At 44.2% G+C, this 23,544-nt stretch carries 15 protein-coding genes and 2 tRNA genes; 5 read left to right on the top strand and 12 right to left on the bottom strand.

Annotation, left to right across the window (positions count from 1 at the left end):
• Positions 1-123: 123 nt before the first annotated feature.
• Together H9629_RS06805 and H9629_RS06800 are read left to right on the top strand one after the other, a co-directional pair.
• Positions 124-2,403, top strand: coding sequence for an NADP-dependent malic enzyme (locus H9629_RS06805; protein WP_064096305.1), 2,280 nt, complete (start codon positions 124-126; stop codon positions 2,401-2,403).
• A gap of 94 nt (positions 2,404-2,497) precedes the next feature.
• The gene (locus H9629_RS06800) at positions 2,498-3,733 is read left to right on the top strand and encodes a multifunctional CCA addition/repair protein (protein WP_191730779.1); all 1,236 of its coding nucleotides are present in this window, start codon (positions 2,498-2,500) and stop codon (positions 3,731-3,733) included.
• 82 nt (positions 3,734-3,815) lie between these two features.
• Here the strand turns inward: H9629_RS06800 and epmA are convergent, their stop codons facing one another.
• From epmA to greB, 5 genes are all read right to left on the bottom strand, one after another.
• The gene (gene epmA / locus H9629_RS06795) at positions 3,816-4,790 is read right to left on the bottom strand and encodes an EF-P lysine aminoacylase EpmA (RefSeq protein WP_191730778.1); all 975 of its coding nucleotides are present in this window, start codon (positions 4,788-4,790) and stop codon (positions 3,816-3,818) included.
• Positions 4,787-5,854, bottom strand: a complete 1,068-nt coding sequence (locus tag H9629_RS06790; RefSeq protein WP_191730777.1) for a 4-phosphoerythronate dehydrogenase — start codon at positions 5,852-5,854, stop codon at positions 4,787-4,789. Before H9629_RS06790 ends, epmA begins: the two co-directional genes overlap by 4 nt.
• 178 nt (positions 5,855-6,032) lie before the next feature.
• Positions 6,033-6,122, bottom strand: a tRNA-Ser gene (locus tag H9629_RS06785).
• A 273-nt stretch (positions 6,123-6,395) separates the two neighbouring features.
• Positions 6,396-6,485, bottom strand: a tRNA-Ser gene (locus H9629_RS06780).
• Between the two features lie 88 nt (positions 6,486-6,573).
• Positions 6,574-7,068, bottom strand: coding sequence for a transcription elongation factor GreB (gene greB, locus H9629_RS06775; RefSeq protein WP_064096309.1), 495 nt, complete (start codon positions 7,066-7,068; stop codon positions 6,574-6,576).
• Between the two features lie 363 nt (positions 7,069-7,431).
• On the opposite strand from greB, the gene H9629_RS06770 reads away from it, so the two are divergent.
• Entirely contained in the window at positions 7,432-8,547 is a 1,116-nt protein-coding gene (locus H9629_RS06770) for an MltF family protein (protein ID WP_191730776.1), read from the top strand.
• Between the two features lie 91 nt (positions 8,548-8,638).
• On the opposite strand, the gene H9629_RS06765 is transcribed toward H9629_RS06770, so the two are convergent.
• Positions 8,639-9,025: an SCP2 sterol-binding domain-containing protein gene (locus H9629_RS06765; protein ID WP_004280536.1), complete on the bottom strand. Its 387-nt coding sequence runs from the start codon at positions 9,023-9,025 to the stop codon at positions 8,639-8,641.
• A gap of 206 nt (positions 9,026-9,231) precedes the next feature.
• Positions 9,232-10,158 carry a tRNA 2-thiocytidine(32) synthetase TtcA gene (gene ttcA / locus H9629_RS06760; RefSeq protein ID WP_191730775.1) on the bottom strand — a complete coding sequence of 309 codons (927 nt, stop codon included), beginning with the start codon at positions 10,156-10,158 and terminating at the stop codon, positions 9,232-9,234.
• Positions 10,159-10,658: 500 nt separating this feature from the next.
• Here ttcA and H9629_RS06755 point away from each other — a divergent pair, with 500 nt between their 5' ends.
• The gene (locus tag H9629_RS06755; protein WP_064096312.1) at positions 10,659-11,531 is read left to right on the top strand and encodes a lytic transglycosylase domain-containing protein; all 873 of its coding nucleotides are present in this window, start codon (positions 10,659-10,661) and stop codon (positions 11,529-11,531) included.
• A 176-nt stretch (positions 11,532-11,707) separates the two neighbouring features.
• Positions 11,708-12,613, top strand: a complete 906-nt coding sequence (gene htpX / locus H9629_RS06750; protein WP_191730774.1) for a protease HtpX — start codon at positions 11,708-11,710, stop codon at positions 12,611-12,613.
• Between the two features lie 102 nt (positions 12,614-12,715).
• On the opposite strand, the gene H9629_RS06745 is transcribed toward htpX, so the two are convergent.
• From H9629_RS06745 to H9629_RS06725, 5 genes are all read right to left on the bottom strand, one after another.
• On the bottom strand, positions 12,716-13,294 hold the full coding sequence (locus tag H9629_RS06745; protein WP_191730773.1) for a DUF4112 domain-containing protein: 579 nt from the start codon (positions 13,292-13,294) through the stop codon (positions 12,716-12,718).
• 74 nt (positions 13,295-13,368) lie between these two features.
• Positions 13,369-14,703: a magnesium transporter gene (gene mgtE / locus H9629_RS06740; protein ID WP_191730772.1), complete on the bottom strand. Its 1,335-nt coding sequence runs from the start codon at positions 14,701-14,703 to the stop codon at positions 13,369-13,371.
• Between the two features lie 41 nt (positions 14,704-14,744).
• Positions 14,745-17,870: an efflux RND transporter permease subunit gene (locus H9629_RS06735; protein WP_191730771.1), complete on the bottom strand. Its 3,126-nt coding sequence runs from the start codon at positions 17,868-17,870 to the stop codon at positions 14,745-14,747.
• A gap of 174 nt (positions 17,871-18,044) precedes the next feature.
• Positions 18,045-21,140: a multidrug efflux RND transporter permease subunit gene (locus H9629_RS06730; protein WP_191730770.1), complete on the bottom strand. Its 3,096-nt coding sequence runs from the start codon at positions 21,138-21,140 to the stop codon at positions 18,045-18,047.
• Positions 21,141-21,395: 255 nt separating this feature from the next.
• Positions 21,396-22,997, bottom strand: a complete 1,602-nt coding sequence (locus H9629_RS06725) for an isocitrate lyase (RefSeq protein WP_064102852.1) — start codon at positions 22,995-22,997, stop codon at positions 21,396-21,398.
• Positions 22,998-23,544 lie beyond the last annotated feature (547 nt).

Below are 23,544 nucleotides of genomic sequence, written 5' to 3'. Positions count from 1 at the left end.
ATAAGTTTGTTGGAAAAACGGCCGTCTTTGTCTGTCCGAACTGGTTAACAAATGGTATATTCAGGAACATAAATAAATTTTTTGCCCACTGACTGGGTAATCTTTACAACGATCGAGAGACTGATGGACGAACAATCTTTAAAGCAACAGGCCCTTTACTATCACGAATTTCCCACCCCGGGGAAAATCAGCGTTACACCAAGCAAACAATTGGTCAACCAACGTGACTTGGCCCTTGCTTACTCGCCTGGCGTAGCCGCACCTTGCCTTGAGATTGAACGCGACCCTTCAACTGCTGCATTGTATACAGCACGGGGTAACCTGGTTGCTGTAGTAACCAACGGTACTGCTGTGCTGGGCTTGGGTAATATTGGCCCTTTGGCTTCTAAACCGGTGATGGAAGGTAAAGGCGTATTATTCAAAAAATTTGCTGGTGTGGATGTATTCGATATTGAAATTGCTGAAAATGATCCAGACAAAATTGTAGATATTGTCGCGGCATTAGAACCGACTTTTGGCGGGATTAACCTAGAAGATATCAAGGCGCCCGAGTGCTTCTATATTGAGCAGAAACTGCGTGAACGCATGAATATTCCTGTATTCCATGATGACCAGCACGGTACTTCGATCATTGTCGGTTCTGCTTTACTTAACGCCCTGGAAATTAATGGCAAAAAAATTGAAGAGATCAAGATTGTAGCTTCAGGTGCCGGTGCTGCAGCACTCTCTTGCTTAAATCTGCTTTGTGCTCTGGGTGCTAAAAAAGAGAACATCATTGTTGCCGATTCACGCGGTCTGCTGACTACGCATCGTGAAGGTCTGGATGAATCCAAGAAAGCCTATGTACAAGACATCGAAGCTACTCAGCTAGGTGACGTGATTGCAGGCGCAGACATGTTCCTCGGTCTTTCTGCTGCCGGTATTCTGACCAAAGAAATGGTCAAGGTCATGGCAAAAGATCCGATCATCTTTGCATTGGCGAACCCGGATCCAGAAATCCTGCCTGAACATGCACATGAAGTTCGTGATGATGTCATCATGGCGACTGGCCGTTCTGACTATCCGAACCAGGTTAATAACGCGCTATGCTTCCCGTATATCTTCCGTGGTGCGCTGGATGTGGGTGCAACCACTATTAATGAAGACATGAAAATTGCCTGTGTCCATGCAATTGCACGTATGGCGCATATTGAAGCCGATGCGGCAACTTATGGTGAAAAATCAGCTTCATTTGGCCGCGAATACCTGATTCCTGGTCCACTGGATCAACGTCTGATTCTGGAGATTGCACCTGCTGTGGCACAAGCTGCAATGGATTCTGGTGTTGCGACTCGTCCAATTCAGGATTTCTCGGCGTATCGTCAACGTCTGTCGGAGTTTGTCTACAACTCGGCATTCGTCATGAAACCGATTTTTGAACAGGCGAAATCTGATCCTAAACGTATTGCCTATGCAGAAGGTGAAGACCTGCGTGTATTACGTGCTGCACAAATTGCTGTGGATGAAGGTCTGGCAAAACCGATTCTGGTAGGCCGTCCGGCAGTCATCGAAGCCAATATCAAGAAACTAGGTTTACGCCTTGAAGATGGTGTAAATATCACTATCATTGATCAGGAAAAGAACCCGAACTATGAAATGTTCGCGGATGATTACTACAATATCATGCAGCGCAAGGGTGTAACGCCTGAATATGCACAGCGTGAAGCACGTCGCCGCTCTACCCTGATCGCTGCGATGTTGGTAAAACATGGCATGGCAGACGGTATGCTGTGTGGTACGTATTCTAGCTACGATATTCATCTGGATTTCGTCAGCAACATCATTGGAAAGAAAGATGGTCATAACACTTTCTTTACCTTGAATGCCTTGATGCTTGAAGACCGCAACCTGTTCATTGCCGATACCTATGTCAACACCAATCCAACGGCTGAGCAGCTGGCTGAAATGACCATTCTGGCGGCTGAAGAAGTTCGCCGTTTTGGTATGACACCACGTATTGCCCTGCTTTCTCATTCAAGCTTTGGTTCAGACCAGCATGATGCCAGCGCGCAAAAAATGCGTAAAGTGTATGACATTCTGTCTGAAATCGCGCCTGAGCTGGAAGTTGAAGGGGAAATGCATGGCGATGCAGCACTGGATGAAAACATTCGTCAGTTTGCATTCCCGAATTCACGTTTCAAAGGCTCTGCAAACCTGCTGATCATGCCAAATCTGGATGCTGCCAATATCTCGTTTAACCTGTTAAAAGCAACTTCAGGCAACAATGTGACCATTGGACCAATTCTTCTGGGTGCGGCAAAACCTGTACACATCTTGACACCGACTGCAACTACGCGCCGTGTGATCAATATGACTGCGCTCACTGTGGCAGAAATCCAGCAAGCGGAACAAGATGCACTTTAAGCCAATGACAAGATAACGACGCATTCGCCTCGTTTCTTAACTTGAGAAAACCTCTATTCTGTAGCATGATGCTTCTAAGAATAGAGGTTTTTTCATGCAAGTTTATTTAGTAGGCGGCGCCGTTCGAGATCATTTGCTCGGACACCCCTATCACGAAAAAGATTATGTCGTCGTGGGTGCAACTCCCGCACAAATGCTTGAGCTAGGCTATCAGCCGGTAGGCAAAGACTTTCCTGTTTTTTTACATCCCCAAACAAAAGAAGAATATGCACTGGCGCGTACTGAACGTAAATCTGGGCATGGTTACCATGGTTTTGAGTTTCATACTGATGTTAGCGTTACGCTAGAGCAGGATCTGATCCGGCGTGATCTGACCATTAATGCCATGGCCATGGATGAAGCTGGTCAGATTTATGATCCTTATGGCGGTCAGCAAGATCTGGAAAACCGGACTCTACGTCATGTTTCCGATGCTTTTGTTGAAGATCCATTACGGGTACTGCGGATTGCCCGGTTTGCTGCACGCTATACCAGTGCAGGTTTCGTGATTGCCGATGAAACCATGGCATTGATGCAGCGCTTGACTGAATCTGGCGAATTAAATGCGCTCATACCTGAACGTGTCTGGAAAGAAACTTCGCGTGCATTATCGGAACGTCATGCTGATGTGTATTTTGAAGTATTACGTCAATGTGGTGCTTTAAAGGTGCTATTCCCTGAGATTGATGCACTCTATGGCATTCCGCAACGTCCTGAATATCATCCGGAAATTGACTGTGGCATTCATACCATGATGTCCTTACAGCAAGCTTGCCGTCAAAACTACAGCCTGGATGTACGTTTTGCCGTTTTAGTGCATGATTTAGGCAAGGCTTTAACGCCGCTTGAAGAATTACCGCGACATATCATGCATGAAGAACGTGGCATTAAACCAGTGAATGAACTGTGTGAGCGTTTAAAAGTGCCGACTTATACCAAGCAACTGGCTTTGGCGGTGTGCAAAGAACATCTGAAATGTCATCAGGCCTTCAATCTTAAACCGGGAACTTTATGGCGATTATTACAACGCCTGGATGTATTACGTCGCCCTGAACGTGTTGAAGCTTTTGTACAGGCTTGTGAATGTGATTCACGTGGCCGCCTGGGTCTGGAAGATCGTGCTTATCCACAAGCACAGTATATTCTTGATGCTATGCAGACCGTACGTGCCATCAAGGCACAAGACCTTCCTGCCGATATTCAGGGTCCGGATATTGGCGAAATGCTGATTGAACGACGGATTCAGGCACTTGGTCAGCTCAAAGCGCAACAAACCGTAGCGATTGAATAATAAAAAAGCACCTTCGGGTGCTTTTTTAATGGCTTAGTTTCTCTTTATCACAAAAAAATTAAGAAATATTGAATCAGTACCATCAGGAAATATCTGCCGGAAAGCTGATTACTTGCTCCAGTTTCATTTGATTAGTTGCAATCATCAACAAACGGTCAATTCCCAAAGCAATTCCTGAACATTCCGGCATCTTCGGTAAAGCCGCCAGTAAATATTCATCGATGGGCATGACATGCAAGCCAAGTTTGGCTCGTTCAGCATTATCTGCCTCAAAGCGCGAACGCAATACCTCGGCATCAATCAGCTCATCATAAGCATTGGCCAATTCTAAACCTTCGATATACAGTTCAAAACGTGCGGCGACCAGTTCACCATCTTCATCGATTCGGGTTTTGGCCAAAGAAGCCATTTCAGGGGGAAAATCGGTCAGGAATACTGCGGTATCAAACCCCAGACTAGGTTCAACCATATGTGAAAATAACAGGTCGATATAAGCGAGACGATCCTCGCCTAAATCCAGATTGAGACCGACGCGGCAGCAGCAGTCTTTCAGTTCTTGTATAGTTGCCTGAAGCGGATTGAGATCCAGACGATCCATAAATGCATTCTTATAACTCAGAATGGTCGGACGGATTTCGCCAAAACGTGCTTTCAAGGTCACATTCAACAGATCAGATACTTCAAACATCAGATCTTTTAAACTGAACCCCGGACGATACCATTCCAGCATGGTGAATTCGCTATTGTGCTTACGCCCATGCTCATCATCACGGAAAACTTTACAGATCTGGTAAATGGGTCCAGAACCACTTGCCAATAAGCGCTTCATGGCAAATTCAGGTGAGGTCTGCAAATAATGTGTATGCGCTTTACCCAGCACATGACGCTGGGCCTGTACCGAAGTCAAATGCACATCGGTCACACCGGCTTGAGATAAAATCGGTGTTTCGACTTCTAATACATCGCGCTCAGCAAAAAACTGACGGATTTGACGATATAAATTCGCACGCGCATGCATGGCTTGAAGGTCACAAGTGGGTTGATATGTCATCATCATGCCTTCGGCCCACCATGTGCTGCCCACTCACGACGTAGTGGGTAGGTTTTACGTAAATGATCAAATGCCTGCTGATCGACTTTACCTTCTTTGAGACAGGCACGTAGATTGGCATCATCACGAGCAATGTCATAAATTTGGGATAAATGCTGTTGCAATGCCATTTTTAAATCCTGCCCCTGAAAAAACTGCTCACAGACAGGCAGCTGGGATTCAAACTGTTTATTGGCCGCAAAACCGAAAGTGTGACAAAAAGCTTCGTAGATCATCTGGGTACCACGTGCCTTGCCTTCCAGACTATAGCCGGCAATATGCGGAGTGACCAAAGTCACCAGATCCAGAAGTTCTGCTGAAATCAGCGGCTCATGCTCAAAAACATCCAAAACCACGGTGCGATGTGTCGCCTGTATATCCTGGATCAGCGCGGCTTCTTCAATGACTGGCCCACGTGCTGAATTAATCAGGATTGCATCAGGCCGCATGTGCGCCAGCGAAGCAGCATTAAATAAATGATAGGTTGGATATGCGCCTGTTATGGTTAAAGGGACATGAATCGAAATTGCATCCGCCTGCTGCAATAATTCATGAAATTCAACTTGATCAACCTGCTCTCTTTGCACCAAAGGATCATAGCCAATCACGCGCCAGCTCAAGAGCTTCGCCATGTAGGCCAGTCGGATTCCAACATTACCCAAACCGACAATACCCAAGGTAAATGTCGCATTGGCATCGATTAATTCAGGACGCACCTGCAATAACGCGGTAATCACATATTCAGCCACTGCTTGCGCATTACAGCCGGCTGCATTACTCCATTGAATCCCATGCTGTTCTAATGCAGCAATATCCAAATGATCTGTGCCGATGGTGGCACTTCCTACAAATTTGATCGTACTATTCTTTAGCAGTGCTTCATTGACCTGAGTCACTGAACGTACCAGCAAGCTATCAGCATCTTTGACATCATCAGCGCTTAAGGTTCGTCCTGCACGATGTTGAATATCACCAAACTCGGAAAAAAAGTAATCGGTAAATGCCAGATTTTCATCTGCGACAATTTTCATAATGAGATCCATATGATGCTTGGGCGTATGATAGCGCGTTGATGCTTCTGACTCTATATTTGGCTGATGTGTCAATTTTCAAGATTTGGTAGCTTGATTTCAGAACTGAGGAATTTAAGATTCAGTATTTGCAGCTTAAAAAGAAAAACCCCAATCTTTCGACTGGGGTTTTAAAATTTGGCGGAAGCGGTGAGATTCGAACTCACGGAGGACTCACACCCTCGTCGGTTTTCAAGACCGGTGCATTAAACCGCTCTGCCACGCTTCCATGGCCGCCATCATATAAATAAATCAGATTTTTGGCAATAAAATTTAGCGAAACTTCTATAAAAAGCAGTTTATTCAGCTAAAAATCATCCGAAATCAAAGCCAACCTGAGTATTTCCATTCAAAGATTTGAATCTTGAAATGATCTTGAGTTGAATTTAACTCAGTAGAGAATGATGAGAGAAATAACCACATTCGGCATCCAGTCCGATCAACAATCGAAAAATATTGAGACATAAAAAAACCCAGTCAAATTGACTGGGTTTTTAAAATTTGGCGGAAGCGGTGAGATTCGAACTCACGGAGGACTCACACCCTCGTCGGTTTTCAAGACCGGTGCATTAAACCGCTCTGCCACGCTTCCATGGCCGACATAATATAAACAAAAATCATGCTTGGCAAATATTTTTATGCTTTTACCGAATCAACTGCACAAAATAAAATCAATTCAATTAATCTTCTGAATTTTCTGGCTTTTCATAGCGAATTGAATTAATGAACCAGAGCTTCTTTCCAGAGGGTGTCAGCACCTCGGCCTCATCATCAATCTGCTTGCCCAGTAAGGCGCGTGCCATCGGCGAATCAATCGAAATATGCTGCGGATGATGATCATAAATTTCATCTACTCCTACAATGCGCAAAGTCTTTTGTTCACCTTCTTCATTTTCAATGCCCACCCAGGCGCCAAAATAGACCTTGCCTGCCTGCTCTGGAGAAAAATCGACAATTCTCAGCTCTTCCAGACGTTTTCCCAAATAGCGAACCCGGCGGTCAATTTTGCGTAAAAGTTGCTTGTTGTACTGGTAATCCGCATTTTCAGAACGGTCACCGAGACTGGCTGCCCAATTCACTTTTTTGGTAATTTCCGGACGTTCTTCATGCCAGAGATTCTTAAGTTCTGCCACCAATTTATCGTGTCCGCCACGAGTAATTAAGTTAGATTTCATACATCTTGCTGATCATATTTTCACTGTTTTAACTCACAAACAGCTTATTTTATTTACCATTTTAAAACAATGCCAAATTTCAAAAAATATTACTATTATATTTCAATAATTTAAAATTATTTTTAAAAATAATTTGTGTACAAAATTTGACAATCGTTTTTCAGATCATTAATATGCCAACAATTTCCGGAAATGCTTACTTTTTAAACTATGTAGTTTTTCTACATAATTATCTTTAAATCTCTTGTCATTTTGAATGACGTCATGACTGCCCAACCCTTATTGAATTTATCAAACTGTTAAAATCTCTGGCTGTTTTAGCTGTGATTTTTAGGGCATAAATTACTTTGTAGCGGAGACAACATGCACAGTAGTTCATCCACTGGGTCGAGGCTTTGCCTAAGATCTGTAATTTCCTCTCTCCCTTTGAAAGTACTTGTACTGAGCACTGCATTTATTCCACTACACAGTATCAATGCAAGTAAGACCACACTCCAGTTTGATCATGTGGTAAACAGCAATAAGTTAACCGTAGTTGCGATTGCGAATCCGACTACTGTATTTCAGGATGGGCAACATCTGCATGGCTTTGGTTATGATCTGGTTCGCAACTATGCCAACAGCCTGAATGTAAAGCTCGATTTTAAGATTGTTCCTGACAATCAGACCGCCCTACAGTGGGTTGCGCAGGGCAAAGCCAACCTGGCCATGACCACGACCGATTTAAGTGCAATTGAAAATAAGAAATTGACCTCATTTTCAGCCACGTGTGGAGATCAGTCAATTCTGGTAAATAATGGCCTGAATACCAATTTAAATCTGGTATTTAAATCTGCCACCGATCCTTTAAGCCAGACTGCCAGTGCGTTTATCTGTAAAGGCAAACAAAGCGGTGCCATCAAGCAGCTTGCTTCATTTTATAATCAGAATGTGGTGAAAGAGGAATCCTGGACAACCATTCAACGTGACTTGAGCAACCGACTGCCGATGTATAAAGCCAGCTTTAAACAAACCGCACAGCAATATGATCTGGATTGGCATTTACTGGCAGCCATTGGTTATCAGGAATCTTATCTGAAACCAAATTCGGTTTCTCCAACAGGTGTTCGCGGCTTGATGATGCTGACCAACAGTACAGCCAAAGCAATGGGCGTGAGTAACCGTACTGATCCGGCTCAAAGTATTCAGGGTGGTGCCAAGTATTATGATCAAATGCTTAGTCGCTATGATCATATTCCATTTCCAGATCGGAACTGGTTTGCACTAGTAGCTTATAATATGGGCCCAGGTGCAGTGAATCAGTTGCAAAAACGTATCCAGTCGCAAGGCAAGAACCCGGATAACTGGGTCAACCTATATGCCTATCTGGATCAGAATAAAGCCAATAATGGTCGTTACCGTCAAGCAGTACAATATGTAACCCGTATTCGTGCTTATCTGGAACATATCAAGACCACACCGCAATTGGTGAATATCTAGGTTAACCCTGCGCATTGAACACCATGCCATAAAAAAAGCTTACCTTAGGGTAAGCTTTTTTCGTCTTTATTCGAGCCAATCCAAGCAAGAATTAAGCCGTAGTATTTTCAAGCACTTTCTTGAACAAGTCTTTCTGTTCCTGACTTGGCTTGGCAGTTTGAAGTGCCATCAATTGTGACATATCGCCCTGTACTTTGATTTTGCCAGTCATGAACGCCTGCATTGCAGCAGCCATGTCAAATTCCAGGAAAACTTTACGTAAGGTTTCGCCATCCATATTCAACGTGGTTTTGGCGTTTGAAGACAAACCTTTTTTGATTGCCCCACCATCTAAAGAGAGTTCAGTATTACCTGTAGTGTCTGCTACAACCAAATTAATCGCAAGGTTCGCCAAAGCCGGTGGCAGATTCAAATCGCCAGCTTGCGCTGTTAGAGTTTCTACAGTTGAAAACCAATCATCAGTTAAAAAAGCAGGCATGATCTTTCCTCAAATTATTTGTTCATTTGTGTCGGCTATCCAGACGACATCATGTTGAAGCTATTTTGCTTGTGCTTTGTTATATCATGATCATTAGCGCAAAGGCTAACGAATTTTGTACGCGCCGTTCAATTTTTGTAGTTCTGTTTTATTTATATTTACAGCACAGACACCAACCCGCAGGCCGATGTCTGCAAATTCTCAAACTATTCTGCAGCAAAGCCCAGATTGACCATATTGATCCGGCGATTCTCTCCTTCTACGGCTTCTTCAGTCGAATCACTGCTTTTGAAGTCGAATTCACGCTGGCTGTCCAGCACTTCAAAATCAAATAATTCACGATCGACCAGCTGCGATGGCGAGACATTTTGCAAGGCGCCAAAAATACTATGTAGACGTTTTGGATGTGCTTTATCCCAATCACGTAACATGTCATTGATAATTGCGCGCTGCAGATTATCCTGAGAGCCACATAAATTACATGGAATAATTGGAAATTGGCGCATTTCTGCATATTTGATGATGTCTTTTTCTTCCACATACGCCAGTGGACGAATCAGAATATTCTTTTTGTCCGAAGACAGCAGTTTCGGTGGCATCGCCTTCAAGCTGCCACCATGGAACAGGTTCAGGAAGAAAGTCGCCAAGATATCATCACGATGATGGCCTAAAGCAACTTTGGTCGCACCAATTTCCTGTGCAAAACCGTATAAAGAACCACGACGCAAACGTGAACAGACGGCGCAATAGGTTTTGCCTTCAGGTGTCAGCTTCTTGGTGATGCTGTATGTGTCTTTTTCCAGAATGTAATAAGGAATGTTATTTTCTTCTAAATAACGCGGCAATACATCTTCCGGAAAACCTGGCTGTTTCTGGTCCAGATTGACAGCCACGACATCGAAGTTGATCGGTGCGATACGCTTGAACTGCAGCAGGATATCTAGCAGGGTATAACTGTCTTTACCACCAGAAATACACACCATGACCTTATCGCCTTCTTCAATCATCTTGAAGTCACGAATGGCATGTCCGACTTGGCGGCGAAGCTTCTTCAACAAACGGTAGTAGGCTGAGCTTGTTGGCAATTCAGGCTTGAAATTAAATCCTTGTTCGGACTCAACTGGCGAGTACATAGACGAGATTAACCCATAAATAAAAATACCGCGCAATTTTATCCGATTCGGCCCCGTATCGCATCAAAAGAATTTATTTTCATGAAAATGTCTTATTAATTTCATTTTCATGTTTTATTTAGATTGATATATTGAACGATTGCGTTCAATTTTTAGGCAAAATGCTTATCTTTTGGACTTTTCCACAGTTGTCCACAAAAGCTGTGGATAACTTTGTGGATTGAAACAGGCTTGACAACTTGTCCGGCTCAAAAGATAAGGCTTTTCTTTAAATTGATCATTTTTTGATCAATTTAATTATATATAAAAATCAACAACTTAAACCTGTCAAGCCTAAGGTTTTAAATTAAATCATATTTTTTTTTCTACTGCTAAAATGTAAAAAATGACTTGCATTTACAAACTCGTTTATAAATGCAGCGCACAAGTCTTTTCATTCCGTAATTTTTTGTTAAACTCTTGATTAAATTTTTCTCTATTGTGTTTACTTAATATAAACAATGAAAATAAATGTACATGTTTTGGGGCGTTATGGGATCAGCAGCTTGTTATTGGCAGGTTGTTGTCATTTTGTTTATGCCGGTCAAACGATTTACCAGTTACGTGACAGTAATGGCAGTACTTTATTGACCAACAAGAAAAGTCGCTATAATCACTTACAGGTAGAAAAGAAGACTTATTATCCAGACAGCAATATTCACAGTTATAGCAACTGGGGCTCTAGTGAAGCTTCCGTGTTGCCGAGCTATAGTAGAAATAAAAATGCCTATGACTCGATTATCCGTCAGGCATCCCAAACTTATGGCGTTTCTGAAGGCTTGATTAAAGCCGTGATGCATACTGAATCTGGTTTCAATGTACATGCGCGTTCACCAGTCGGTGCACAGGGCTTGATGCAACTCATGCCGGCCACTGCCCGTCGTTTTAATGTCAGCAATGCCTATGATCCCCAGCAGAATATTATGGCGGGCGCCAAATATCTGGCCTGGTTATTGAAACGTTTTAATGGCAATACCAGTCTGGCACTGGCTGGTTATAATGCCGGTGAAGGCAATGTCAGCAAATACGGTGGTATTCCGCCCTTTCGTGAAACCCAGGACTATGTGCGCCGTGTGACCAGTCGCTATCAGAATCTGTATACCGAAGGCCTGAGCACCAATAGTATTTCACCTAGCCCTGCGTCGAGTCAGGGGCGTATTATTGCCAGCTCCGACAATTACTCCACGGGCTCCACCACCGCTGCCAATATTCAGGCTGCCAAGTATCAGCGTCAGATCATCGCACAGGCCGATGGTAGTTTCACTGATGCACCCGCAGGCTCTTATGCCACTGCAAATGCAACGGCATCAGCAAAGATCTATTTGAGTGAATAATCTCTAAACAGCTTTGTTTTTAAACACCTATGTTTTAATTCGAACAAAAAATACCCTGTATTTTTTGTAGCCAAATGCTATTTTTTCCTTGAATTCTTCTCGATTTCGCCTCATATTGATTTCAATGATTTACATTTAATAATCAGATTATTTTTCTGTAATAAGAGGATTTCTCAATGATGCGGATTGGTTTGTTCTTGCTAACCAACCTCGCGGTACTGGTTGTAGCTGGCATTATCTTGTCACTCTTCGGTGTCGGTAGTTACCATGGCGCAGGTGGCTTGAATCTAGGCAACCTGTTGGTCATCTGTTTTGTGTTCGGTATGGTCGGCTCAATCATTTCCCTGTTCATGTCTAAATGGATGGCGAAAAAAACCACGGGTACTGAACTGATTGACCCGAATGCTCCTCGTAACCAAGCTGAAGCCTGGTTACTCCATGAAGTTGCACAGCTTTCTCAGCGTGCAGGCATTAAAATGCCGGAAGTGGGTATTTTCCCTTCTTACCAGTCCAATGCCTTTGCCACTGGCTGGAATAAAAACGATGCCCTAGTTGCGGTATCAACCGGCTTGCTTGAGCGTATGAACAAAGACGAACTTCGTGCTGTATTGGCGCATGAAATCGGTCACGTTGCCAATGGCGATATGGTGACTCTTGCCCTGATCCAGGGTGTGGTGAACGCCTTTGTAATGTTCTTCGCACGTGTCGCAGGTGATTTTATTGATCGCAATGTCTTTGGTCGTGAAGAAGGTGAAGCCCCGGGTATTGCCTATTTCGTGATTACTATTGTGCTGGATATCGTGTTCGGTATTCTTGCATCGTCTATTGTGATGTGGTTCTCGCGCCACCGTGAGTACCGTGCCGATGAAGCCGGTGCACGTCTGGCTGGCAAACAGGCCATGATTTCAGCATTACTACGCTTACAGGCAGAATCTGAAATGCCAGATGCCATGCCGAAAGAAATGAAAGCATTTGCGATTTCTGCGGGTAAAGAGGAAGGTTTTAGCCTTGCTGCATTGTTCCAGACACATCCAAGCATCGAACAGCGTGTCGCTGCATTACAACAGCTTGATTGTGCTTAATCTAAAACATGCACAAGTAATACCCATATTAATTCAAAAAAGCCTGCAGTAATTGCAGGCTTTTTTATTGGATTCATTCGCGTATTCTTTAACTCGATTTAATCAGCTGATCCATTGATACAGCGCCATAATTCCCCATCCGATCGCGAAGACCAACAGGATCAGGAATAAAGTGCCCAAAATATCCGGGATATGAATCCAGATCCAGGCCACGACACGATTCCGCCAGAAAGCAGATTGCTGCTGTTTACGTTCCAGACTTTCATGCAAAAATGGATGTACCACATGCCGGTCGCTGCTAATCTGATATTCCTCACGAATATGCAGATGCACGACATCCAGCGCCTTGCGACTCGGCCGGATAAAAATATCAAAGACGGTACCAGCCACAGGAATAAATCCAACCACTGCATCCATTACTGCCAGCTTCATGACCGGATTGAGTTTGGCACTCGGTACCCCGATCTGTTTGGCCTTATGAATGGCATAACAGGTCAACACAAAACCGGCAATATCTCCAGCAACCGGAATCGTACTTAAAGCCGCATCTGCCCCCACGCCTTGCTTGGTAAACGGAATACGCACCACTGAATCCATCATATTGGCAAACTTGGCCAGATCACGTTCCAGACGTATCACTTCTTGCTGGCTTAGTTTTGTTTTTTGTTGAGGATCAGACATGTATTTTTCCAGAAATGAATCCAATGTAATTGAGCATAAAGTATTTTTTAATTTAAGGTGTATCCAGTTGTAGATTAAAATAGTAATTTAGATGCAATAAATAAATAGATGATCACACCAGTGGCATCACAGATTGAAGTAACCAGTGGTGCTGAGGCACTGGCCGGATCCAGCTTTAATTTATTGAGTATAAATGGCAAGCTCATGCCGATCAGACAGCCCATCAGTACAATACCAAGCATACTTAAGGCCAGCACCACAGCGACCATCCAGTCACCTCTTATATACCCCAAGATGGATACAGCAATCGCCATGGTGCCTCCCAGACATAAGGCAACCAGAGATTCACGTCCAAGCAGACTAAACCAGTCCTTAAACTGCACATCGCCTGTGGCTAGGGCGCGCACCATCAAGGTAGCGGACTGGGAACCTGCATTTCCCCCACTGCCGACCAGTAGAGGCAGGAAAAATACCAGCACAATATGGGAGGCGATAATCTCTTCAAAATGCGCAATCCCAATTCCAGACAATAGACTCCCGAAAACCAGTATCACCAGCCAGAATACCCGTTTCTGATACAGGCTAAAGATCGGTGCAGTTTTCAGACTGAGTTCATTCAAAGGTGTGACGGCACCAGATTTTAAAATATCCTCGGTGCTTTCAGCCTCCGCAATATCCATGGCATCATCATAGGTAATAATGCCGACCAGCTTCTGTGCAGCATCGACTACCGGTAAGGCAATAAAATCATAATAGGCCAAGGTACGGGCGACCTGTTCCTGGTCTTCATCGACTGTGGCATACACCACATCCGTAGTCATGACTTCGGCAATCGTGGCATCCGGCGCTGCCTGGATAATCTGCCGCAAGGAAATTACACCCAGTAGATGCTGCTGCGCATCTACAATATAGATCAGATATAAGGTGTCATGATTTCCGGCAATATCACGTAGTACTTCGATCGCCTGACGCATATTAAGTTCCGGCGCCAGTGTGATAAAGTCCGAACTCATTAAGGCTCCAGCCGTTTCCTCCGGATAGGCATGCAGCTCTCGCAGCACCTGCAGCGACTGGGTAGACAGCTTGCCCAGTAATTGCTGCTGTATTTCATAAGGCATCTGCTTATATAAATCAATAAAATCATCTGAATGCATGGCATCCATCAGACTGGCCAGCTGATCTGGAGGAAACTGGTAAGCCAACTGGATTTGCATGGCCAGTGGCAAGAACACCAGCACCTCGGCCTGCCGCTCTAGTTGCTGAAATTGCAGATAGCGTTCCGCAGGTCCAAGTTCCGACAAAATTCTGGCCTGATCGGCAATGTTTAACTGCTGTAGAAGTTGGTGAATATTATTGTTCCCGGTAAGCAGAGTCTCATGTAACTGCTGTATTTTTTCTTGATGCTGCATTCCCATACCATTATTTGCTGCAGGTATGAAAGCTACCCGCCCTAGAGTGAGTATTCCTGATTTTCTTGATTGATTTGTATAACTTTATTTGTTGCTTTGACACGAAACAGATTTTGAATCAAGACAAACATAAATGGAATAAAGAACAGTACCAGAATGGTCGCAAAGATAACCCCTCCAAAAACACTGGCACCAATTTCCTGACGGCTAATTGCACTCACCCCTGTCGCAAAAATCAGAGGAAGTACACCGGCAGCAAAGGCTATAGAAGTCATCAAAATAGGACGTAAGCGCAAACTTGCGCCCTCCAAAGCTGCAGCCATGGTGGTTTTGCCTGTCTGCTCTGCCTGTGCGGCAAACTCCACAATCAAAATGGCATTTTTACAAGACAGGCCAATGGTCGTCAGTAAAGCAATGTGAAAAAAGATGTCATTGGCGAAACCAAAAGCCCAGCAAAATAAGATACTGCCACCTACCCCTAATGGAATGGCACTGATGACTGCCGCAGGAATAGTCCAACTTTCATATAAAGCCGTTAAGCACAGGAAAATAAATGCGATAGAAATAATGTAAAGGAAAATGGCCTGACCACTGCTGCGCTTTTCTTCCAGTGCGGCTCCGCTCCAGGCCAGGTTCACACCTTCCTGTTCATCGACCAATGTTTCAACATCCCGCATGGTCTGACTGGAGAATTTGTCTTTTGGAATACCGGCATAGACCGGAACGGCATTATAACCCATATAGCGGGTAATACTGTTTGGACCACCCTGCCAGTTAAGGCTGCTAAACTGGTTAAAAGACAACATTTCACCTTGGTTATTTCTGACATGCCAATAGGCTAGGTCTTCAGGTTTGGAACGGTATTCAGCTTCACCCTGCATAATGACACGCTTAATCTGCCCACGATCAATAAAGTCATTGATATAGGTACCGCCCCACGCTGCAGCCAAAGTAGTGTTGACATTTTGCTGAGGAATAGCATGCTTCAATACGCGCTCAACATCGAGTTGCATATTTAGCTCAGCACTCTCTTTGGGCTGGTCCAACTGTAAAAATTCAATGGATGCTTGTCCTTGGGCGCGTGACTCAATCTGGCCAAATGCCTCCTGTAAAAACCCGGCCCCTTTATAATCCAAATCTTGTAACCAGAAATCTACAACTCGCCCATTACTCGACATGGACGGTGCCATAAAGAAAATCTGGGCATTGGCATGATTGGCAAAGTGTTTCTGGGCGCGATCTACCATGGCAAAAACCGAATCTTCGGGATTTTTACGTGCTGCCCAGTCCTTCAATACCACAAAGAGCTGACCACGATAAGGCCCCACACCGACGTTATTTCCGCTATACCAGACGCCGATACTCTTGATGTGTTCCGATTCATGTTCCATTAAATAGTCTTGCACTTCACGTCCCACTTTCTCAATCTCGGAGCGTGGCGCATTACCGGGCATTACGATCTGTCCCATCACAAAGCCCATGTCTTCAGTAGGTATTAAACCTTCAGGTAAATTTTTATAAACCCATCCAAACCCCAGGATACAGATACCGAACAATGCCAACATGCCGAATTTAAATCGCATGCTTCCTACAGACACTTTCTGGTAGCCTGCATTGAGCCGATCCATACCACGATTAAAACTTCGCGCCCATCGTGCTTGATGAGTTTTGCGTTTAAGCAGTTGTGCTGCAAATGTCGGGGTAATAATCAAGGCAACGAATAATGACAGCAACATGGCCACCACCAAAGTGATAGAAAATTGCCGATAAATCACACCGGTGATACTGCCAAAGAATGCCATGGGAATGAATACTGCGGTTAATACCAATGTAATGCCGACCAGTGCCCCGCTCATTTCCTGCATTGACTTTAAAGCTGCAGCTTTGGCATCCAGATTTTCTTCATGCATCAGCCGTTCAATATTTTCAACCACGACAATGGCATCATCCACTAATAGACCAATTGCCAGAATCAGGGCGAATAAGGTAAAACTGTTCAGGGTCATCCCCAAAACATACAACACGGCAAACGTGGCCAGAACCACAATCGGAATGGTGACAGCAGGAATAATGGTGGCCCGCCAGTTCTGCAGAAAGATAAACATCACGATAATCACCAGAAAAATGGCTTCAACCAGTGTTTTGGCCACCTGTTCAATGGAACCGGTAATAAATGGCGTTTTATCCATGGTCATACGCAACTGATAGTGTGGCGGCAAATTGGCTTGCGCATTTTTTAATACCGCCTGAATCTGCTCCGAGACAGCAAGGGCATTACTACGAGGGGCCAAAGTAATGGATAAAGCTGAAGATAACTGACCATTGGTATAGTTAATGTGGTTATAACTTTCTGCACCAAGTTCCACTCGTGCAACATCTTTTAAATACAGCAATGAACCGGAATCAGTCGTTTTCACAATGATCTTTTCAAATTCCTGAACACTGCTTAAACGTGAACCACCACTTACCTTGGCATTGAGATATTGACCTTCGAGGGTTGGCAAACCGCCTATCGCACCTGAAGCCAATGGTGCATTCTGGGTTTCTATGGCATTACGGATATCGCTGGGCATCAGGTTAAATTGATTTAACTTGTGGGGATTGAGCCAGATCCGCATGGCATAACCAGCACCATACAGCTCAATCTCCCCCATCCCCTCAATACGTGACAGACGAGGTTCTACATGTACCATCAAATAATCTGAAAGTTCGGTCACAGTACTTTGACCACTCTCATCATATAAACTTAACAGTGCAAACTGATCATAACCTGACTTATAGACATTGACCCCGCCTTGCTGGGTTTCTTCCGGCAAGCGACCCAGTACACCATTGACGGCGTTTTGCACCTGTAACTGGGCTTGATCCAGATCGACCCCTTGTTCAAATTGCAAATCAAGTTGAGCACGTCCTACCGAACTGCTGGAATGAAAGGTTTCCAGACCCTCAATCCCTTTGACTGCCTGTTCCAGAATCTGGGTGACCGATTGCTCAACAGTTTCTGCCGATGCTCCTCGATAGCCTGCATAAACTCCTAATGCTGGCGCATCCATATTCGGCATATGCTCAACGGGAATTTTTTGCAAGGCAAATATTCCCAGGCTCATCATGAAAATCGCAATAACTGCTGCAAATTTGGGACGGTAAATAAAAAAACGCGACAACATAAACTAGAAATCCCCATCAGATGCATTCTCACGATGCATTCTGTTATCAATAGATGATTTCTATAGCAATTTTTAAACCATGCTGCAAAATTAACCAGTCATCGGATAAATGATTGGCCATAAAAAATCCCCATCAATACGGGGATTTTTTAGCTTTGCAGTCTTTTCTGTATATTAAGCACGCGATTTTTTAATGATCAGTCGACGAATCAGAACATACATAAAGGGAATAAAAATTAGAACCAGCACAGTTCCAAAAATCACCCCGCCCAGTACACTTACCCCGATTTCCTGACGGCTTACCGCGCCGGCACCAGTAGCAAAGACCAAAGGTAAAATTCCTGCGCCAAATGCCAAAGAAGTCATCAGAATTGGGCGCAAACGCAAAGATGCACCTTCAAGAGCCGCTTCCACTACAGATTTGCCTTGTTGCTGTGCCAGCGAAGCAAATTCTACAATCAGAATGGCATTTTTACAGGACAGGCCAATAGTGGTCAGCAAGGCAATCTGGAAATAGATATCATTTGGGAAACCAGCCAGATAACTAAAAATGATATTACCACCAATACCCAATGGAATCGCAGACATGACTGCAGTAGGAATACTCCAGCTTTCGTACAATGCCGCCAGACAAAGAAAAATAAAACCAATTGAAATCAGATAAAGCCAGATGGCCTGATTACTCGACTGTTTCTCCTCAAAGGAAAGACCGCTCCAGACCACATCGACTCCCTCCTGTTCGGCAATCAGTGCTTCCACATCCTGCATAGCCTGACCGGAACTGCTATCTTTGGCACGGTCGGCTTCCATTTGCAGCGCGGTATAGCCCATAAACCGGTTCACCACTTCAGGGCCACCACTCCAGTCCACTTGCGAGAAGTTGCTAAAAGGTACCATCTGATTCTGGTCATTGCGTACATGCCACTGCGCCAGATCTTCCGGCTTGGAACGGAATTCTGCATCCCCCTGCATAATCACCCGTTTAATCCGGCCACGATCAATAAAGTCATTGATATAACTGCCGCCCCAGGCACTGGATAAAGTACTGTTAATTGCCGATTGGGTCAGACCATTGGCCATGGCCTGTTTTTGGTCGATATTGACGCGTAACTCTGCTTTGTCCGGATTAGAACGTTTGCCCAGATTTTCAAAGCTGGTGTAATTGCCGGTCTGAGCTTCCAGTGCTTTAAACTGCTGTCCCAGATATTGTCGCCCCTTGCCATTAATATCACGAATCCAGAAATCCAGACCATCAGTTTGTCCTAGACCATTGACTGAAGGTGGCATGGACACGTTAATTTGTGCATTGCGATTGTTTTGAAAGTGCTTCAGGGCCCGTTCACGAATCGCTTGTGCGGTATTGTCCTGACCTGAACGCTCATCCCAATGTTTCAATGCCACAAAACCGGTCGCCAGATTCTGACCAGTTCCAGAGAAATTTCGACCATAACGGATCATCACCAGGTTGACATTGGCTTGTTCCTGATCCAGAAAATATTGGCGGACTTGCTCTCCGATCTGAATGGTATTTTTCAGCGGGGCACCCTCCTGCAATTTAATCTGCAGACTTAAAATCCCCTGGTCTTCAGCCGGCAAGAAACTGGTCGGCAAGGCCCGGTAGAACAGACCGAATACACAGATCAATCCGGCAAAGATCACCAGACACACTGCCTGATGCCGGATCGTCATCTGAGCCAGTTTAAGATAGCGCTGTTTCAGATGATCCAGTTTCCGGTTAAACCATGCAGCCCATTTGGCTGGTTCAGGATTTGGCTTGAGAATGAGGGCACACAGTGCGGGAGTCAGAACAAGCGCCACCATCAGGGACAAAGACATGGCTGCAACCAGGGTAATAGAGAACTGACGGTAAATCACCCCGGTAGAACCGCCAAAGAAAGCCATGGGAATAAATACTGCGGTCAGCACCAAAGTAATCCCGATCAGTGCCCCGCTAATTTCCTGCATGGACTCTAATGCTGCCTCCTGGGCAGACAGATTCTGTTCATGCATCAGACGTTCGACATTTTCTACTACCACAATTGCATCATCGACCAGCAGGCCAATTGCCAAAACCAGAGCGAACAATGTGAGCGTATTGATACTCATCCCAAGCGTATAGAGGACTGCCATCGTCCCCAATATCACCACTGGAACCGTCACAGTTGGGATTAAAGTCGCACGCCAGTTCTGCAAGAAAATAAACATCACAATGATCACCAGAATCACTGCTTCAAACAGGGTTTTTACAACCTCTTTAATTGATTCCTGTACAAAAGGTGTATTGTCCCGTGGATAGGCAATTTTGTAGCCATCAGGCAATTGCTGAGAAATCCGGGCAATTTCAGCTTTAATCAGATTAGAGGTTTCAATGGCATTGGCCCCTGAGGCCAGCGAAATACCCAGACCTGCTGATGGATAACCATTATTGGTACTATAAGACTGATAATTTTCAGCACCCAGTTCCACCCGAGCAATATCTTTTAAATAAATAAAGCTGCCGGCACGATCCGATTTGACAATAATATTCTGGAATTCTTCCACGGTTTTCAGTCGCGAACCCGAAGTGACTTTGGCATTCAGGTATTGCTCCTCCACTGTTGGCAAATCACCGATTGCACCTGCAGCGACCTGGGTATTCTGGGATTCGATTGCGGCACGCACATCACTTGGCATCAGGTTATATTGTTTTAATTTCCTTGGGTCCAGCCAGATCCGCATCGCATACTGTGATCCGAAGACATCCACCTCACCAATTCCCTCGATTCGGGAAATATCCTGTTCCAGATGGGTCATCAGATAATCAGAAAGTTCAATATTGTTGCTGCGTCCAGATTCATCGTACAGGCTGATCACCATATGCGTATCACCAAGCGACTTAAAGACATTAACGCCTTGGCGTTGCACATCTTCTGGCAAGCGGTTCAGAACGCCATTAATCGCATTTTGTACCTGCACCTGTGCAGTATCCGGATCGGTACCATTTTCAAAGCTAATGCTGACCCGGCTACGCCCCGAAGAATCACTACTCGAACTAAAATACAGCAAATGATCGATACCTTTAATCTGCTGTTCCAGCACCTGAGTCACGCTTTCTTCTACAGTTTCCGCAGAAGCACCGCTATAGGTTGCTGCCACTGTTATCCGTGGCGGTGCAATATCCGGATAACGTTCCACTGGCAGGTTCATTACCGCGAACATGCCAATTGCCATGACCATAATCGCCAGTACTGCAGCAAAGATCGGGCGGTGGATAAAAAATTTAGACAGCATAAGTCCGAGTCACTTTTAATTAATTGGGGATAGAGGTCGTGCAAAATACAAGCAGTCTATATTTGAATATTCAGTGACATAGCAGCAGATTGCAAGAATTAAACACATAAAACTGCGATAAAAACCAATCATGGAGAAATTATGGATAATCCTGGCTGTACACGTTCCTGAGGTTGCGCATCCCTAAATTAATAGCATTTTTTCAAACAAAAAACCCTGCGTCTGCAGGGTTTTTTGGTGAATCAATTGAGCGGATTAAGCGCTGAACTGGTTCATTGTGTTTTTAGAATCATCACCCGCTTTAAGCGCGTTATCACCAGCGAAGATTTCTTTGTGGTCATCACCGATGTCAGAACCAGCCATTGCCTGGTGTTTAACACATGCGATACCGCCGCGGATTTCTTTACGTTGTACGCCAGCAACATAAGCCAACATACCTTCAGAACCGAAGTAACCTTGAGCAAGCTCATGTGTAGAAAGCGCAGCTGTGTGGTAAGTCGGAAGAGTGATCAAGTGGTGGAATACACCTGCTTCACGAGAAGCATCTGCCTGGAAGGTACGAACTTTTTCATCAGCTTCAGCAGCCAATTCAGTTGCATCGTACTCAGCGCTCATTAATTTAGCGCGGTCGTATGCAGATACGTCTTTACCTTCAGCAACCCAACGGTCGTAAGCTTGTTGACGGAAGTTTAAAGTCCAGTTGAACGATGGAGAGTTGTTATAAACAAGTTTCGCATTTGGAACAACTTCTTTAACACGGTTAACCATGTGAGCAATTTCAGCTACGTTTGGAGTCGCAGTTTCGATCCAAAGCAGGTCAGCACCGTTTTGAAGGCTAGTTACACAGTCAAGTACAACGCGGTCGATTTGAGTGCCTTCACGGAACTGGTATAGACCAGAAGCAAGACGTTTAGGACGGTGAAGTTTACCATCACGCTTGATCAGGATTTCGTCTTCTTGCGCTTCTGAAATGTCGATTTCAGTTGTGTCTAAGTAGCTGATGTATTGAGAAGCAATGTCGCCTGGCTCTTTAACCACTGGGATTTTTTGAGTCAAGTCAGCGCCTTCAGAGTCAGTACGTGCAACAATGATACCATCGTCCAGACCCATTTCCAGGAATGCATAGCGAAGTGCGTGGATTTTCGCGATGAAATCTTCGTGTGGAACAGTTACTTTACCAGCTTGGTGACCACATTGTTTCGCATCAGAAACCTGGTTTTCGATTTGTAGTGCACAAGCACCCGCTTCGATCATTTTCTTGGCAAGCAAGTAAGTTGCTTCTTCGTTACCGAAACCAGCGTCGATGTCAGCAATGATTGGCACAACGTGAGTTTGGAAGTTGTCGATTTGTGAAGTGATTTCAGCTGCTTTAGCAGTATCGCCCGCTTCTTGAGCTTTTTTAAGCGCACGGAAAAGATCATTCAGTTCTTTCGCGTCAGCTTGACGTAAGAATGTGTAGATTTCTTCGATCAATGCAGGAACAGATGTTTTTTCGTGCATAGATTGGTCAGGAAGTGGACCGAACTCTGAACGAAGTGCTGCAACCATCCAGCCAGAAAGGTAGATGTAGCGACGTTCAGTTGTACCGAAGTATTTTTTGTTCGCAATCATTTTTTGTTGCGCGATAAAACCGTGCCAGCAACCTAATGATTGAGTGTATTTGCTAGAGTCGGCATCATAAGCAGCCATATCACGACGCATAATTGCCGCTGTATATTTCGCAATGTCCAAACCAGTTTTGAAACGGTTTTGAAGTTGCATACGCGCAGCATCTTCAGGACTGATGTCTGCCCAAGTGTTACCGAATTTCGCTTTTAATTCGCGGATTGCATCAATCGCTGTTTGGTATGTAGTCATGATATATTCCTGTAATAATATTAGGATTTTTCTGCAACGAACCGCTCAAATCACACCCTCAATGACTTGTTTAGATTTTCGACGATCCGTTGGGATAACTAAAGATTAGTTGGCTTATGAAAATTAATCCAATAGTCTGCAAGAATCTTCAGTATTTATTTAAAAAATGAGTAGATCAAAGTCTTAGTAAAGTTTCAAAACAACAAATTAAAATACTGTTTTATATAAATTTATTAAAGAATATTAATGAGTAAAATTTAGACACAAAGGTTAAAAATAATTCATTAGACTTAAGTCTGGGACGGGGGCAGATACTATTTTATTGCACAAAAATAAAGATTTCTGATTATTTCTTAGTCTTAAGACATGAATTTATTGGTTTATTTTTTACGCAAATATTCATATATCAAACTCATAATATCTACCTATAAAACTAGCGTATTAAGGGTGAGTCTATAGAGAGCAAGTTACTAGGGTGTGTCCTCATTTGGCTTTGCACCAAATAAATATACAGGCTATACGAATCATAGATTTATAATTGCGTGCC

The organism is Acinetobacter pecorum, assembly GCF_014837015.1.
In the GTDB taxonomy this organism is placed as follows: Bacteria; Pseudomonadota; Gammaproteobacteria; order Pseudomonadales; family Moraxellaceae; genus Acinetobacter; species Acinetobacter pecorum.
This window is presented reverse-complemented; position numbering and strand designations above follow the sequence as displayed.

What these genes read in the sequence shown, in the direction of transcription:
- mgtE (WP_191730772.1), bottom strand. Translation starts at nt 14,703, where the DNA reads ATGCAGCATCAAGAAAAAATACAGCAGTTACATGAGACTCTGCTTACC.
- H9629_RS06755 (WP_064096312.1), top strand. Translation starts at nt 10,659, where the DNA reads ATGAAAATAAATGTACATGTTTTGGGGCGTTATGGGATCAGCAGCTTG.
- H9629_RS06765 (WP_004280536.1), bottom strand. Translation starts at nt 9,025, where the DNA reads ATGCCTGCTTTTTTAACTGATGATTGGTTTTCAACTGTAGAAACTCTA.
- H9629_RS06725 (WP_064102852.1), bottom strand. Translation starts at nt 22,997, where the DNA reads ATGACTACATACCAAACAGCGATTGATGCAATCCGCGAATTAAAAGCG.
- H9629_RS06730 (WP_191730770.1), bottom strand. Translation starts at nt 21,140, where the DNA reads ATGCTGTCTAAATTTTTTATCCACCGCCCGATCTTTGCTGCAGTACTG.
- H9629_RS06805 (WP_064096305.1), top strand. Translation starts at nt 124, where the DNA reads ATGGACGAACAATCTTTAAAGCAACAGGCCCTTTACTATCACGAATTT.
- epmA (WP_191730778.1), bottom strand. Translation starts at nt 4,790, where the DNA reads ATGATGATGACATATCAACCCACTTGTGACCTTCAAGCCATGCATGCG.
- htpX (WP_191730774.1), top strand. Translation starts at nt 11,708, where the DNA reads ATGATGCGGATTGGTTTGTTCTTGCTAACCAACCTCGCGGTACTGGTT.
- H9629_RS06735 (WP_191730771.1), bottom strand. Translation starts at nt 17,870, where the DNA reads ATGTTGTCGCGTTTTTTTATTTACCGTCCCAAATTTGCAGCAGTTATT.
- H9629_RS06800 (WP_191730779.1), top strand. Translation starts at nt 2,498, where the DNA reads ATGCAAGTTTATTTAGTAGGCGGCGCCGTTCGAGATCATTTGCTCGGA.
- greB (WP_064096309.1), bottom strand. Translation starts at nt 7,068, where the DNA reads ATGAAATCTAACTTAATTACTCGTGGCGGACACGATAAATTGGTGGCA.
- H9629_RS06770 (WP_191730776.1), top strand. Translation starts at nt 7,432, where the DNA reads ATGCACAGTAGTTCATCCACTGGGTCGAGGCTTTGCCTAAGATCTGTA.
- ttcA (WP_191730775.1), bottom strand. Translation starts at nt 10,158, where the DNA reads ATGTACTCGCCAGTTGAGTCCGAACAAGGATTTAATTTCAAGCCTGAA.
- H9629_RS06745 (WP_191730773.1), bottom strand. Translation starts at nt 13,294, where the DNA reads ATGTCTGATCCTCAACAAAAAACAAAACTAAGCCAGCAAGAAGTGATA.
- H9629_RS06790 (WP_191730777.1), bottom strand. Translation starts at nt 5,854, where the DNA reads ATGAAAATTGTCGCAGATGAAAATCTGGCATTTACCGATTACTTTTTT.